The sequence below is a fragment of the Pseudomonas sp. PvP028 genome, assembly GCF_017832255.1.
GTDB classification, from domain to species: domain Bacteria; phylum Pseudomonadota; class Gammaproteobacteria; order Pseudomonadales; family Pseudomonadaceae; genus Aquipseudomonas; species Aquipseudomonas syringae.
This window is the reverse complement of record NZ_JAFIBL010000001.1, coordinates 5,430,028-5,444,935: the sequence shown is the minus strand read 5'-3', so window position 1 is coordinate 5,444,935 and position 14,908 is coordinate 5,430,028. Positions and strand designations below refer to the sequence as shown.

Annotated in this window: 11 protein-coding genes; 6 read left to right on the top strand and 5 right to left on the bottom strand. The window is 60.5% G+C overall.

Annotated elements, in window-relative coordinates; translation table 11 throughout:
• The first annotated feature begins 21 nt into the window (after positions 1 to 21).
• Positions 22 to 1,218 (top strand): tetracycline resistance MFS efflux pump, encoded by a 1,197-nt coding sequence (locus tag JOE34_RS23150; RefSeq protein ID WP_003423180.1) that lies wholly within the window; start codon positions 22 to 24, stop codon positions 1,216 to 1,218.
• 19 nt (positions 1,219 to 1,237) lie between these two features.
• Here JOE34_RS23150 and JOE34_RS23145 read toward each other — a convergent pair whose 3' ends face one another.
• Together JOE34_RS23145 and JOE34_RS23140 are read right to left on the bottom strand one after the other, a co-directional pair.
• Positions 1,238 to 1,951 (bottom strand): FadR/GntR family transcriptional regulator, encoded by a 714-nt coding sequence (locus tag JOE34_RS23145; protein WP_003318617.1) that lies wholly within the window; start codon positions 1,949 to 1,951, stop codon positions 1,238 to 1,240.
• Between the two features lie 95 nt (positions 1,952 to 2,046).
• A complete protein-coding gene (locus tag JOE34_RS23140; RefSeq protein ID WP_003318618.1) occupies positions 2,047 to 3,789 on the bottom strand; it encodes an IlvD/Edd family dehydratase in 1,743 nt (580 codons plus the stop codon).
• A gap of 214 nt (positions 3,790 to 4,003) precedes the next feature.
• Here JOE34_RS23140 and JOE34_RS23135 point away from each other — a divergent pair, with 214 nt between their 5' ends.
• The 5 genes from JOE34_RS23135 (at position 4,004) to JOE34_RS23115 (ending at position 8,388) form a co-directional block, all read left to right on the top strand.
• Positions 4,004 to 5,317 carry an MFS transporter gene (locus JOE34_RS23135; RefSeq protein ID WP_046266137.1) on the top strand — a complete coding sequence of 438 codons (1,314 nt, stop codon included), beginning with the start codon at positions 4,004 to 4,006 and terminating at the stop codon, positions 5,315 to 5,317.
• A gap of 35 nt (positions 5,318 to 5,352) precedes the next feature.
• A complete protein-coding gene (araD1, locus tag JOE34_RS23130) occupies positions 5,353 to 6,345 on the top strand; it encodes an AraD1 family protein (protein WP_209996705.1) in 993 nt (330 codons plus the stop codon).
• Positions 6,346 to 6,480: 135 nt separating this feature from the next.
• The gene (locus tag JOE34_RS23125) at positions 6,481 to 6,765 is read left to right on the top strand and encodes a DUF5629 family protein (RefSeq protein ID WP_003390727.1); all 285 of its coding nucleotides are present in this window, start codon (positions 6,481 to 6,483) and stop codon (positions 6,763 to 6,765) included.
• An 80-nt stretch (positions 6,766 to 6,845) separates the two neighbouring features.
• Positions 6,846 to 8,018 (top strand): lactonase family protein, encoded by a 1,173-nt coding sequence (locus JOE34_RS23120; RefSeq protein ID WP_003423190.1) that lies wholly within the window; start codon positions 6,846 to 6,848, stop codon positions 8,016 to 8,018.
• 175 nt (positions 8,019 to 8,193) lie between these two features.
• On the top strand, positions 8,194 to 8,388 hold the full coding sequence (locus tag JOE34_RS23115) for a hypothetical protein (protein WP_003390722.1): 195 nt from the start codon (positions 8,194 to 8,196) through the stop codon (positions 8,386 to 8,388).
• Positions 8,389 to 8,582: 194 nt separating this feature from the next.
• On the opposite strand, the gene JOE34_RS23110 is transcribed toward JOE34_RS23115, so the two are convergent.
• From JOE34_RS23110 to JOE34_RS23100, 3 genes are all read right to left on the bottom strand, one after another.
• The gene (locus tag JOE34_RS23110) at positions 8,583 to 9,530 is read right to left on the bottom strand and encodes an IS110 family transposase (RefSeq protein WP_209996703.1); all 948 of its coding nucleotides are present in this window, start codon (positions 9,528 to 9,530) and stop codon (positions 8,583 to 8,585) included.
• 474 nt (positions 9,531 to 10,004) lie between these two features.
• Complete coding sequence (locus JOE34_RS23105; RefSeq protein WP_096116926.1) at positions 10,005 to 13,649, bottom strand: AAA family ATPase; 3,645 nt, start codon at positions 13,647 to 13,649, stop codon at positions 10,005 to 10,007.
• Positions 13,646 to 14,890 carry an exonuclease SbcCD subunit D C-terminal domain-containing protein gene (locus JOE34_RS23100; protein ID WP_003390719.1) on the bottom strand — a complete coding sequence of 415 codons (1,245 nt, stop codon included), beginning with the start codon at positions 14,888 to 14,890 and terminating at the stop codon, positions 13,646 to 13,648. Before JOE34_RS23100 ends, JOE34_RS23105 begins: the two co-directional genes overlap by 4 nt.
• Positions 14,891 to 14,908: the final 18 nt, after the last annotated feature.

The window sequence follows — 14,908 nt, the reverse complement described above, 5'->3', positions numbered from 1 at the left end:
AAAGGTGACACCCGTCCACCCATGCGATTCATTCTTCTGATATTGGGGCTCGATGTACTTGGCATCGGTCTGGCGATCCCTGTGATGCCTACGCTGATCGCGACTATCTGGCCATCGTCTGCCGAGCATGTCTCGTTGGCGCTGGGCGTTGCGCTGACACTTTATTCGGCAATGCAGTTTCTATGCGCGCCGCTGCTGGGGGCGCTGAGCGATTGCCATGGGCGCCGACCGATATTGCTTCTGGCGCTGGCCGGCATGTGCCTGGGCAATTTGATGGCTGGCTTCGCCGGCAGCCTGACGGTCTTGCTGATAGGCCGTGCCATCGCAGGAATCACTGCCGCCAATATTGCCACTGCGATGGCCTATATTGCGGACATCAGTGAGGGCGAGCAGCGCACGCATTTCTACGGTGCCGCGGGAAGTGTTATCGCCATAGCGCTTGTTTTTGGCCCGGTGATAGGCGGGGGACTTGCGTCTTATGGACCGCACTTGCCCTTTCTGGTCGCTGGCGGCCTGGCGGCAATCAATCTGCTGTACGGCTACATGAGATTACCGGAGAGCCTTGCGGCCGAGCATCGGCGTGCCTTCGAATGGCGGCGAACCAACCCGTTTGGCAGCCTGCGAGGACTATGGAGTACGCAAGGCCTGCGGCCGTATCTGCTGGCTGCGACGTGCTCGTGGTTCGCCTACGGGATATTTCAAAGCTGCTTTGTGCTGGCTAATCAGATGCGTTATGGCTGGAGCATGCTCGAAGTGTCTTACGCATTGGCGGCGCTCGCCCTGGGCATGGCGTTCGCGCAGCGCGTGCTGGTACGCAAGCTGACGCCGATCATGTCCAACCAGCGGATCATCGTTACAGGTTATGCCTGTTGCCTGCTGGGTTATGGTTTCTATACGGCCGCTGCAAGCGTCTGGCTGACGGTGGTAGGGATGTGTTTCCATGCTGTCGGGCTGATTGCCGAGCCGGCACTGCGCAGTGAGCTCTCGCGTCATGCCAGGGCGGGGCACCAGGGCGAGCTGCAAGGCGGGCTGACGTCCCTGTTGAGTCTGGTGGGCGGTCTGGCGCCAGTGATTGGTGCCCTGATATTTGCCGGTAACCTGGGCTCAGGCCAGCATGTTCTGTGGCTGGGCGCTCCCTTTGTAGTCAGCCTGTTGATGTACGTGCTGGCGATAGGCTGCATCCAGAGGGGGAGAACATCAGCGGCCTGCAACGGTTGATCCTCGCGCTGGCAACCCATCAGCCTCCGCCGAGTACCACACTCAGCGCATTGCGCGCATCGTCCAGTTGCACCAGTGACGCGTGGCGTGCGCCCAGTGCGTCGCGGTTCTGGATGGCGGTGAGGATCGCCTTGTGGCGTGGCATGGCCAGTTCGTGCAGGTTAGGACGCTTGTTGGAGTATTTGAGCGCTTCGCGCAACGCCAGTGACAGCATGTTGCACAAGTGCGCCAGCAGATCGTTGTGGGTGGCGTCGGCGATGCGGCTGTGGAAGTCGAGGTCGGGTTGCAACAGGTCTTCCGGCGTCGGCGCAGCTTCCATGCGCAGATAGGCTTCGTGGATCGACTCGATCTCTGCGTCGGTGGCATGCTGCGCGGCCAGTGCGGCAACCGCTGGCTCGATGACCGCGCGTACGCTGGTCAGCAGATGGAAGAACTCATTCTGCGGCGAGCTTTGCATGACCCAGTGCAGCACGTCCGGGTCCAGCAGATGCCATTCGCGACGCGCCTTGACTACCGTGCCGACACGCGGACGCGAATAAACCAGACCCTTGGCCACCAGAACCCGTGTCGCTTCGCGCAGGACCGGTCGGCTGACGGCGTACTCTTCGCAGAGCAGCGCTTCGGCAGGCAACTTTTCGTCAGGCTTGAAACGTCCGGATACGATCTGCATGCCCAGTTCCTGGACAATACGGGCGTGCATGCTTTTTCGGTCGGAAGGCTTTCGATAATCCATGGGAACGCTGGTCGGTCCTGGCGGTGTTTGCTGGGCATCATACCATTGCGTAACACTTGCGGCGGCTGCCTGAGTCAGGCAAACCGCCGCTTTTGTCAGTGCGAGTGGCGGGGCACTTCGGAGCCTCTGCAACCGACCAGGAAGTCGAAATCACAGCCCTGATCCGCCTGCATCACCCGGTCTACGTACAGCTGGCGATAGCCACCCAGCAGCAATTGAGGCGGAGCCTGCCAGTCGGCGAGGCGCGCAGCCAGTTCGGCTTCCGGGATGTCCAGATGCAGACGCCCGCCAGCGCAGTCCAGCTCGATCCAGTCGCCTTCCTTGACCACCGCCAGCGGTCCGCCCGCTGCGGCTTCCGGCGCCACATGCAGAACCACTGTGCCGTAAGCCGTGCCGCTCATGCGCGCATCGGAAATGCGCACCATGTCAGTCACGCCCTGCGCCAGCAGCTTGGCTGGCAAGCCCATGTTGCCGACCTCGGCCATGCCCGGATAGCCCTTGGGGCCGCAGTTCTTGAGCACCATGACCGAGTTGGCATCAATGTCCAGATCCGGATCGTTGATTCGCGATTTGTACATCTCGAAATTCTCGAACACCACTGCGCGGCCACGGTGCTGCATCAGTGCCGGTGTCGCGGCCGAGGGCTTGAGCACGGCACCCAGCGGCGCGAGGTTGCCGCGCAGCACGCAAATCCCGCCGTCGGCGCGGATCGGGTTATCCAGCGCGCGGATCACCTGATCTTCACCATAGATCGGTGAGTTACAGGTGTTTTCGCCAATGCTCTTGCCATTGACGGTCAAGGCATCCGGGTTGGGCAGCAGCCTGGCTTCGTTCATGCGGCGCAACACGGCGGGCAGGCCGCCGGCGTAATAGAACTCTTCCATCAGGAAGCGCCCGGAAGGTTGCAGGTCGACGATGGTCGGCATGCCACGGCCCATGCGTGACCAGTCATCCAGGTCCAGATCGACGCCGATGCGTCCGGCGATGGCTTTCAAGTGGATGACGGCGTTGGTCGAGCCACCGATGGCCGCGTTTACCCGGATGGCGTTTTCGAAAGCGGCCTTGGTGAGAATCTTCGACAGGCGCAGGTCTTCGCGGACCATGTCGACGGCACGCATGCCGGACATGTGCGCCAGCACGTAACGCCGCGAATCCACCGCCGGAATGGCCGCGTTGTGCGGCAGCGAAGTGCCCAGCGCTTCGGCCATGCAGGCCATGGTCGACGCCGTGCCCATGGTGTTGCAGGTGCCAGCCGAACGCGACATGCCGGCTTCGGCGGAGAGGAATTCATCAAGGCTGATGGTCCCGGCCTTGTAGGACTCGTGCATCTGCCAGACGATAGTGCCGGCGCCGATGTCCTTGCCTTCATGCTTGCCGTTGAGCATCGGTCCGCCGGTGACGACGATGGCGGGGATGTCGCAACTGGCAGCGCCCATCAACAGGGCAGGGGTGGTCTTGTCACAGCCGGTCAACAGCACGACGCCATCGATGGGGTTGCCGCGAATCGCTTCTTCAACGTCCATGCTGGCCAGGTTGCGGGTGAACATAGCGGTAGGGCGCAGGTTGGATTCGCCGTTGGAAAACACCGGAAACTCCACCGGCCAGCCGCCTGCTTCGATCACGCCACGTTTGACATGCTCGGCGATCTGCCGGAAATGCGCGTTGCAGGGGGTCAACTCCGACCAGGTATTGCAGATGCCGATGATCGGCTTGCCCTGAAACTGGTGGTCGGCAATGCCCTGATTCTTCATCCAGCTGCGGTACATGAAGCCATTCTTGTCGGCAGTGCCAAACCACTGGGCAGAACGGAGGGTCGGTTTTTTATCGGAGTCAGACATGATCGGCTCTCTTATTGTAAGACTTAATGGCAATACTGCTGGCTAAGGTAAGCCTAAAAAACGCGTATTGGAAGAGTTGTCAGTTTAAATAGTATTACTATATAGTCGTTCGTAGACGAGGGATCATCCTGGCGCATGTGCAGTGTTATTCAGCCCCCAGGCACAGAGGCGATCCCCGCAGGTTCCATAACAAAAACAATGGGAGACCGCCCACATGAGCCAGGAACTGCGGCTTATACGCCGCATTACGTTCAAACTGATTCCTTTCCTTATCCTGCTGTACCTGATCGCTTATGTAGACCGCTCTGCCGTGGGCTTTGCCAAGCTGCACATGGGCGCGGACATCGGTATCGGCGACGCCGCCTACGGGCTGGGTGCCGGACTGTTCTTCATCGGTTATTTCCTGCTGGAGATCCCCAGCAACCTGATGCTCGAGCGTTTCGGCGCACGCCGCTGGTTCGCGCGGATCATGATCACCTGGGGCGCGATCACCATCGGCATGGCCTTCGTCCAGGGCCCGCACAGCTTCTACGTGATGCGGTTTCTGCTGGGCGCTGCCGAGGCGGGCTTCTTCCCCGGTGTGCTGTACTACATCACCCAGTGGTTTCCGGTGCGCCATCGCGGCAAGATCCTTGGCCTTTTCATCCTCTCGCAACCCATCGCCATGATGATCACCGGGCCCGTTTCCGGTGGTTTGCTGGGCATGGACGGCATACTCGGCCTGCATGGCTGGCAGTGGCTGTTCATCGTCATCGGCACGCCGGCGATTCTGCTGACCTGGCCGGTGCTGCGCTGGTTGCCGGATGGCCCGCAGCAGGTCAAATGGATAGACCAGGCCGAGAAGGACTGGCTGACCGGTGAGCTGAAAAAGGATCTTGAAGAGTACGGCCAGACTCGTCACGGCAATCCGTTGCATGCCCTGAAAGACAAGCGGGTGTTGCTTCTGGCGCTGTTCTACCTGCCGGTGACCTTGAGCATCTACGGTCTGGGCCTGTGGCTGCCGACGCTGATCAAACAGTTCGGTGGCAGTGACCTGACCACCGGCTTTGTGTCGTCGGTGCCGTACATTTTCGGCATCATCGGTCTGCTGATCGTGCCGCGCAGTTCCGACCGCCTCAACGACCGTTACGGGCATCTGGCCGTGCTGTATGTACTGGGCGCCATCGGCCTGTTCTGCAGCGCCTGGCTGACCATGCCGGTGGCGCAGCTGGCTGCATTGTGCGTCGTGGCGTTCGCACTGTTTTCCTGCACGGCGGTGTTCTGGACCTTGCCAGGACGGTTCTTTGCCGGTGCCAGTGCCGCAGCCGGTATCGCGCTGATTAATTCGGTCGGCAACCTGGGCGGCTACATTGGGCCATTCGTGATCGGTGCGTTGAAGGAAATCACCGGCAGCCTGGCATCGGGCCTGTATTTTCTGTCGGGCGTCATGGTCTTCGGGCTGCTGCTGACCGGCATCGTTTATCACGTGCTGGAGCGCAAGCATGTGCTGCCAGTGTCCGACTTCGCGGCGAGTGCCAAGGCGAGATAGGTTTTCAGCGGCCCATTATCTGGAAGGAGAATTTCATGCGTTTAGTACAGTTTGAATTGAGCGACGGTCAGCGTCGGGTCGGTCTGGTCGACGATGATCAGGTGCGTGAGGTCCAGGGTGTCGAGAGTGTTCGCGAGCTGGCGCTGGCGGCGATCGAGGCGGGTTCGGCTCTGGCGCATCAGGTCGAGCAGCGGGGCGTTGGCGAAACGCATGACTATTCACAGTTGCTTGAGGAGCTGCGGATCCTGCCGCCGCTCGACCATCCTGATCCGGCGCACCTGCTGGTCAGTGGCACCGGGCTGACCCATCTGGGCAGTGCGTCGGCACGCGACAAGATGCACCAGCAGTCCGGCGACGAAGCCTCGATGACCGATACCATGCGTATCTTCAAATGGGGCGTCGAAGGCGGCAAGCCGGTGGCGGGGCAGGCCGGTGTTCAGCCCGAGTGGTTCTACAAGGGTGACGGCAGCATTGTCGTGCGCCCCGGACATTCGTTTTCGTTGCCGCCCTTTGCCGAAGACGGCGGGGAAGAGCCCGAGCTGAGCGGCCTGTACGTCATCGGTCATGACCGCAAGCCTTATCGCCTGGGCTTCGCCATCGGTAACGAATACTCCGATCACGTCATGGAGCGTCGCAACTACCTGTATCTGGCGCATTCGAAACTGCGCGCCTGTTCGTTCGGGCCGGAGTTGCGCGTGGGCGACTTGCCGCAAAGCCTGTCGGGCACCAGCCGGGTCTGGCGCGACGGCAAGGTGCTGTGGGAGAAAGAGTTCCTCAGTGGCGAAGCGAACATGTGCCACAGCCTGGAAAACCTCGAATACCACCACTTCAAGTATGCACAGTTCCTCAGGCCCGGTGACGTGCATGTGCATTTCTTCGGCACCGCGACCCTGTCGTTTGCCGATGGCGTACGCACACAGCCCGGCGATCGTTTCGAGATCAGTCAGGCCGAGTTCGGTAAGCCGCTGGTCAATGGCCTGGCACCGAGCGAGCCAGTGTTCCAGCCGGGCGGCATCGGCAAGCTGTAAGCACAAACTCGCCGTACCTGTTTGATTGCCCACCGTACCAGCGCTCGGCGCTGGTACGGCTCTACTTGCGCTCCGACTGTATCTGCGCCTGCCTTTTGCCCTATCATTCGCGCTTTTGCTGGCCGGATGAATTTCATGACCACCACACCCACCACACTGCTCGCCGCACTCGAAGCCTCCACCATGCTGGAAATCGACGGTCTGCACGCCTGGGATTTCTCTCTGGGCGAGGAACTGAACGTCGAATGCATGGACGGCCGCGAGCGCAAGGTATGGCGCTTCACCAAGGCGCAAGTCGAGGCTGCGACCTTCGATGAGTCCCTGCAAAGCTGGGTGATCAATGACGGCAACGCCGATCACCGGATCATCTGCCTGGATGCCTTTACCCCCTCCGATGAAGATGATTCCGCGCAGGATTGAGTAAATGCGGGCTGGCGCTGTCATAGACCCCGACAGTGCCGTAACAGGCATCAATAACTTCGATAACAAGGGATGCCCCCATGCCCCATAAATTTCTGCCGTGGCTGGCGATTGCCAGTGCCATGAGCGCATTTACCCTGCAGGCCCAAGCCATGCCCGATACTGAATTGCTGATAGGTTCCTACACGCAAGGCAAGAGTGAAGGGATCTATCGTTTTGCCTTCGACAGCAAAACCGGGATGATCGATGCCAAGCCGTTGCAAGTGGTCAAGGCCGAAAACCCGTCCTGGCTGACCGTCTCCAGAGACCAGCGCTATCTGTTCGCGGTCAATGAAAACGGCCCTGGACAAAAAGACGCGGTCGGTAAGGTCAGCAGCTTCGCGATCGACCCGAAAACCCGTCAGATCACGCCGATCAATCAGGTTCAAAGCCGCGGTGAAGAACCGACGCACTCCAGCCTGAGCTATGACGGTCGCTACCTGTTCGTGGCCAACTACGCCGTAAACCCTGACCCGGGCGGCGCGCTGACCGTGGTGCCGGTGGGCAAGGACGGCACGTTGAGCGAAGCCGTTCAGGTGCTGCCGCTGGGGCCTGGAAGCAAGGTCAACAGTGAGCGGCAGATGTCGTCGCATGTGCACCTGGCCGTACCGACCCCGGATGACAAGTACGTGGTGACTGCCGACCTGGGCGCTGACAAGCTGTTCGTGTATCACTACGACGCAAGCCAGGCCAAGCCGTTGCAGCCAGCCAAGGTACCGTTCGTGCAGTTGCCGGGCGGTTCCGGACCCCGTCATACCCTCTTCAGTGGCGATGGCAAACATGCCTGGCTGGTACTGGAGATGACGGCTCAGGTGGCGGTGTTCGACTACCATGACGGCGCCTTCAAGCAGACCCAACTGGTCGACATGAAGAACAAGGGCGTGGACGAGAAAAACGGTGGTGGCGCCTTGCACACTTCACCGGATGGCAAGTTTCTGTACGTGACCAATCGGGGTGACGCGAATCAGGTTGTGGTGTTCCGCATCGATCAGGCCAGCGGCAAGCTTGAAGAAATTCAGCGTCGTTCCCTGGAAGGCAAGGAGCCCCGCGAGTTCGCATTCGATCCGACTGGCCAGTTCATGCTGTTCGCCAATCAGAAGAGCAACCAGATCGTGACCGTTCGCCGTGATCCGCAGAGCGGGAAGATCGGTGAAACGGTACAGAAATTCGATGCAGATGCACCTTCTTACCTGCGTTTTCTGACTGACAAGTAAGCCGCCCCGGCTCCAGCCCTTACGATATAAGGGCTGGAGCCGTTATCATTCTTGATGATATGGGTTAGTGCTACAAAAGATTTCTGCTGAACCACCCTCGGGCGTAAGTTTGAGTCACGGCCATAACGGTCAGGACTTCAAACCAGCGTAAAGACAGACAAGAGGGGTGACCGACATGAATTTCAATCTTTTCTCCATCATCGCTGCATCTGCTATCTCGGCAAGCGTCGCTCTCCCGGCCAGCGCCAGTGTCGAAGTGAACGACAAGAAAGCTCATGCCGCTCAGACCTACACTGCGACCTACACAACCAAATACCTGCAACAAAGCGCTAATTTCTACGCAGCGCTGGACCACAAATCCGCCCAGTGATTGATCAGCCGTCACGCTTTCGCGAGCATGTTCGCCCACACAGGTCCCTGCGACTTACTGCCCAATGCGTGGCAGACCATGCACGGAATGTCAGGCGAGCCTGTTCGCGAAAGCGCTGGTGGCGGCACATCCACGCCTGGAAACAAGGCTTCTGCCCCGCGGGCGTAGGAGATTCTATGGTTTTGGGAAAGCCCTCAAACCACTTTTGTTTGATATTCGCTCTGGTTCTTTAACAGAGCGAAGACTACTCGAGCCAACTTTCGGGAGAGCATGACCAGCGCTTGAGTTGTACTAAAGCCACGCTTTCTCTGCTCTTCATAAAAAGGCTTCCAGGCCGGCGTACGGCTCCCGGACATAGCCGCGTTGTGCAGCAACCGTCGGGCTTCTGGATCGCCGCGTTTGGTCAATCGACGAGGTCCATCACTTTGCCCTGATTTGGATACTCTCAGGTCCAGCCCAAGAAACGCGATAAAGGCGTTCGCTCCGCTGAACTCGCCTCGCTGAAAAGAAGTGACCAAGCGAGCTGCAGTCAGAAAGCCGATCCCCTCTACTTTCATACAGCGGTTGACCTGCCTCATCAGCCCGGCTTCCTGCAGTACATCGCGAATCTTCTTTTCAACGAGCGCCTCAAATCGTTTCATCGAGTTGACCTGATTGGCGAACGCTGTTCTCAGAAAAGGCTCGTTGGTCCAGCTTTGTACCAGGCCAGTACGAGCCTGAACCAAGGCTGCACGACGTCGGAACAGGCTCAGAAGCTGCCGATAAAGCGGGCTCGCAGGTATCCAGGGCCGCAACTCATCAAGCTCGTTTTTCAGGTATCGGGCCAACAAACGAGCATCTTGGGCATCGGTTTTGGCGCGTATGTTGACGCCTTTACGGTAATGACTGAGCTGATAGCCATCCACCATATAAACGTCACAGCCTGCTTCGTAGGCCGCATCCGCGAACAGGACGTGATAGACGTTAGTGGCTTCGATGGCGATGGCGCAGCTGCTCGCCAAGGCCTTCAGCCATTGGGTGATGGCGACTTTGGTATTGGGGATTGCCTCAAGTCGATCATATTGATCGTGGTAGATCACCAGCTCATTCTTGGCGACATCTACACCGATGATCGGTTTTTCCAGAGTAACCCGCATTGCCATAACGCCTCCTCGGGGATAAGGTTTACAGACTTGAAGGGGCCACCCAGAGGCGCAGGCTTGTTTCTATCGTAGGTTGTGAGCCTTAAGCATTCTTTATCGGCGCTTGGGTGAAAGGAGGAGGGGTGAAATCTCCTACGGGTCTGTACTGCGCGAACAGTCAGAAGCGAACTAAGTCCCTCCTCCTCCCTTCAAGTCTTACCATACAAGCGAACTTGTTCGCGAAGGCGGTACTTCGGGCGCTACATTTTCTCTGAATTTACGTCCCTTTCGCGAACAAGCGAAGCGTCGCCCGGTCCACTCCTACGCCCTCCCGGGCAGAATCAAAAGCTGAAGACTGCCAGGCGAGCCTGTTCGCGAAAGCGCTGGTGGCACAACATTCAAGAGCGGACGCAGAGCGTCCAGAACGGCATTCCGACGCGGAGCGTGAGGAACGATAGTCAACTGCCGTGCCTCCCGTTCCGCGTCACAGGTCTCTCAGTGCCCCACCTCGATGGTGCTCAATCCATTGCCCTGACGACGCACCTTGATCTGCACCGGGATTCGTTCGTGCATTTCCTGGACGTGGGAAATCACGCCGACCTTGCGACCCTGCGCCTGCAGGCCGTCGAGGGCGTCCATCGCCAGTTGCAGTGACTCCGGGTCGAGGCTGCCGAAGCCTTCGTCGATGAACAGTGACTCGATGCGCAAGGTGCTGGATGCCATCGAGGCGAGGCCCAGCGCCAGTGCCAGCGAGACAAGGAAGGTTTCCCCGCCGGACAGCGAGTGAACCGAGCGCAGTTCGTCGCCCATTTCCGTGTCCATGACCAGCAGACCGAGCATGCTGCCGCCGCGTTTCAGGCGGTAACGGCGCACCAGTTGCCTGAGCTGCGCATTGGCGTGGTGGACCAGCAGATCCAGGTTGTAGGCCTGGGCGATTTTGCGAAACCTGTCGCCTTCTGCCGAGCCGATCAACGACGCCAGACGTGCCCAGCGCAGGTATTCGCTGTTGGCGTCGGCGATGCGCGCCTGCAGTTCGCTGTTGGCGTTGCGGCGGCGCTGATCTTCACTGAGCTCGGCACGCAGGTCGGCGCAGTGCTGCTCACTGAGCGCCGACTGTTCATGGGCCTGTTGCAGCGCTGCTTCCAGTTGCGCACTGTCGGTCAGATCACTGTGTTGCGCCTGATGCTGTTGCAGGCGCTGATCGCGTTCCTGCAACAATACTTTTGCCTGTTCCAGCGCCTTGTCGGTGCTACTCAATTGCACACGTAATTGCTCGACATGCGCATCGTCGTAGGTCAGCAACGTATCCAGCGCGCTGTCGTCGAGCTGCGGATGCTGAGCGCGCCATTCGCTGATCTGCACATCAAGTTCAGCCAGTTCCTGTTGCAGGGCCTGCTGCTGTTGCTGTCCGGACTTGAGTTCGGCAGCCAGTTGAATCAGTTGATTGTGGATGTCCTGCAGCGCCTGCGCCGCCAGACTTTCCGTTTGTCTGGCCTGCTCGATGGTTTGCTCCAGCGCCTGCTGCCATTGCTCTGCGCTCGCGTGTTCGCCCAGCAGACCGGCAAGCGTCTGCTGACTGTTCTGCCGTTGCTCGCCGAGTCGGGTGACTTCCTGCGCCAGTTCGGTCTGGCGATGCACGCGAGTCTGCTGCTCGACCTGCTGCTTCTCGATCTTCTGCTGGCGCTCGGTTTGCTCCTGCTGCTCTTCGTGTTGCTGCTCCAGTTGATCGAGACGCTGGGTCACCTGCTGTTCGAGATGCAGCACGGTCGCCGATGCATCACTGCGCAGCCCTTCAAGCACCTGCGGCGATACCAGCGGCGTGAATGCCGTCAGTTCCTCTTCCAGTCGCTGCCCATCGGCCTCCAGTTGCTTGAGCTGCTCGGCAACATGGCCCGCAGCGGTCTGGCTGGCTTCGGTCGCTGCCTGAAGCTGCTGCTGCAGGCGGGCAGCGTCTTTTTGCAGGGCCAGCAAGGCTTGCTGACGTTGCTCGTCACGGTTGATGACTTCGCTCAGTTGACTCAATTGCTGGCTCAACCAGCCGTCGCGCTTGTCGGCGTCGCGGTCGAGCAATTGGGCGGCGAGGGGATGTGACTCCAGGTCCGGTGCCAAAGCCTGATGGCGCGCGGTGAGCTGCTCATGCTGGCGCAGCAGCTCTTTCTGCCGGGCGATCACGCCGCCGACCTGTTCACGTAATTGATTGCGTTGCTCGGTCAGCAGGTCCACGGCTTTCTGCGCGTTGGCCTGCTCGTTGTCGTCGTGTTGCGTGAGGCTTTCGAGCAGCGCCTCCGGCTGATGCCAGGGGTGTTCGATGCTGCCGCAGACCGGGCAGGGCTGGTCGTCCTGCAACTGCACGCGCAACTCCTCGACACTGGCGCTGCGGGCCAGGCGTTGGCGCTCCAGCAGTTGCCGGGTGACGGTCAGGGTCTGTTCGGCGACGGTCAGTTCATCACGAACGCGAAGGCCTTGGCTGTTGAGCTGTTCACGTTGCTGCTGGGCGCTCTGCTGTTGCTGGGTGAGGTCGGCAAGCTGCCGGTCGACGTCCTGCTGACTGGCCCACAGACGGGCCAGCTCCTCGAAGGCACGCTGCTGTTTGCGGTTGTCCTGCAACAGGCTGCCGAGAATCTGCACCTGCTCGGTCACTGCCTCCACTTCGCAATCGGCTTCGCGGTACAGCAACTCCAACGCGCTGCGTTGCTCGGTCAGCTGCTGATCGGCATTGCTGGCACGTTGCTGCAGCGCAGGCAGCTCACTGTGGCCGTGCTTGAGACGATTGGCGATCAGCGTGAGGGACTTCAGGCGGTCACGCCACGCGTTCCAGGCCTGAGCCAGTGGCGCCAGTTCGCTGCTGTGCTGCAGTTGCCCGGCAATACGCCCAAGACGTTGCGCTACCTGCTGTTGCTGATCGAGCAGGGTTTGCAGGCTGGTCTGGCCCTGAACGCAGAGCTGCTCGCTTTGCTGGTGCAGGTCGGACGCCTTGGCCAGTTCCTGGGCCAGGTGATTCAGGGTGTTCTGTGCTTCGAAAGCCTGCAGCAACAGCGGTTTGGCGCTGCCGTGCGCTTGCTGGGCTTCCAGCAGACTGGTCTGCGCCTGAGTACGGCGGCTTTCCAGCTGTTGCTGCTGGTCATGCAGCGAGGTCTGCTGTTGCTGATACTGGCGAATCTGTTCAGCCAGCGGATCAAGCTGAGCATTCAACGTGACCCGACGCGCGAAGCGATGGCGCTGCGGGCCCAGGCGTTCCAGCTGGCCGAGGGTCTGGCGTGCTCCGCTGTGGTCGTCCCAGGCCTGTTGCGCACTGTTCAGGGCTTCCTGGGCAGCGAGCTGTTCATCACGCAGACGGTGCAGTTCGGTGAGCCACTGCTGTTTGATTTCCAGTTGCCGTTGCTGTGTCTGATGGGCCTTGAGCTGTTGCTGCGCGTCGCTTAGACGCTGCTCCAGTTCAGCCAGCAGCTCCGGGGCCAGCGGGATGATGTTGCTGGCCTGCGCGGTCAGGGTTTTCAGGGCGTCTTCGGCTTCCTTGCTTTTGCTGTAGGCGCGCCGACCGAGCTGGCTGTAGATCGCGGTGTTGGTGAGCTTTTCCAGCAGTTCGCTGCGTTCCTTGTCATCTGCCTTTAGGAACGCGCTGAACTCGCTCTGGGCAAGCATCACGGCGCGGGTGAACTGTTCGAAGTTCAGGCCCAAGCGGTTTTCGATCAGTTGCTCGAATTCGCGTTTGCTCTGGTTGCTGAGGATTTGCTCACTGTCCAGATCGGTGAGGGTCTGCCGGCTGGCCTGCAGCTTTTTAGTGGCATTGTCGCGCGCGCGATTGGTTTCCCAGCGCGCGCGATAACGCCGCTGATCGATGCCGATGAAGTCCACCTCGGCGTAACCGCTGCCCGTGCCACGGCGCAGCAGGGTACGTGGGTCGCTGGTGGTGATGTCGCCGTCGATGTCCGGGACCTTGGACTGACCGATATTGCTAAGCCGCGGAATCGCGCCGAACAGCGCCAGGCACAGGGCATCGAGCAGCGTGCTTTTGCCCGCGCCGGTTGGGCCGGTGATGGCAAACAGTCCGGCGCTGGCCAGCGGCTCGGCAGTGAAATCGATTTCAAAGGGGCCGGCCAGCGAGGCCAGGTTTTTCAGGCGAATGGCGAGGATTTTCATGGTTGCTCGCTCTCCTGCTGGACTTCACGCAGCAGCGTGGCGAAATCGGTCAGCGTCTGTTCGTCGACCTCGCTGCCGAAGTTGTCCTGCCAGGCACGGCTGAACAGTTCCTGAGGCGTGAGCTGGTCCAGCTCAATCAGCGTGGCGTTACCCTCGCTGCCGTCCGCGCTGCCCTTGCCGGCGTACTCGGCACCGATGCGTACCAGCCGCACAGCCTTGCCCTGTAGGGCGTTTTCGATCTGGTTGCGCAGGTCCGGCTGGGGTTCATCCAGACGCACACGCACTTCCAGCCACGGCTGGCGGTCCGGGTCGGCGAGCAGGTCGATGTCCGGCAACGCCTTGAGCTGCACCAGCAGGTCGGCCAGCGGCGTAGGCCCGAGGCGTTGCAGGTTGACGGCGCGAGGAATCAGCAACGGCTCCACACTGGCCAGCGTCTCGCCGTCGCAATTGATTTCCAGAATCTGGTGCTGATAGCTGATTTCCGAAAAGGACAGCGGGATCGGCGAGCCGCTGTAGCGAATGCGATCTTCGCCGTTGACCCGCTGCGGTTTATGCAGGTGGCCCAGCGCAACATAGGTGATGCTCGGCCCGAACAGGCTGGCTGGCAGGGCTTCGGCGTTGCCGATGATCAGGCTGCGCTCGGAGTCTTCCGAGACCGAGCCACCTGCCATGTGGGCGTGACTGATGGCGATCAATGCCTGACCGGGCTGGCGCTTGAGGTCAGCCGCCGCGATCAGCAACTCATGCACCCGGCCGATGCCACGCAGGTAGTCATCGCCCAGGGTCGGGCCGGTGACTTCGGCGGGACGCAGAAAGGGCAGCGCCAGGCACCAGGCCTTGATGTCGCCATTGGCGTCCGGCAATGGCAACAGCAGGCGTTCGGCATCCAGCACGCCATCGTCCAGCCACATCACCCGGCCCAGCGCGTGGGTGCGCAAGCGGCGCATCAGGGGGGCGGGAAGTTCGATACGCGAGCCGGAGTCGTGGTTGCCGGCGATCATCACGATGGTCAGCAAGGGTTGCTGTTCGTGGGCGTTGACGATGAAGTCGTACAGGCGCTCCTGCGCTTTGACCGGCGGGTTGACGGTGTCGAAGATGTCGCCCGCGATCAACAGTACATCCGGTTTACGGTCGGCCAGACGGGCCAGCAGCCAGGTCAGAAAGCAGGCGTGTTCGAAATCCCGCTCCTGGCCGTGCAGGTTCTGACCCAGGTGCCAGTCAGAGGTGTGAAACAGACGCATTGGTTTACCTTGTCGTAT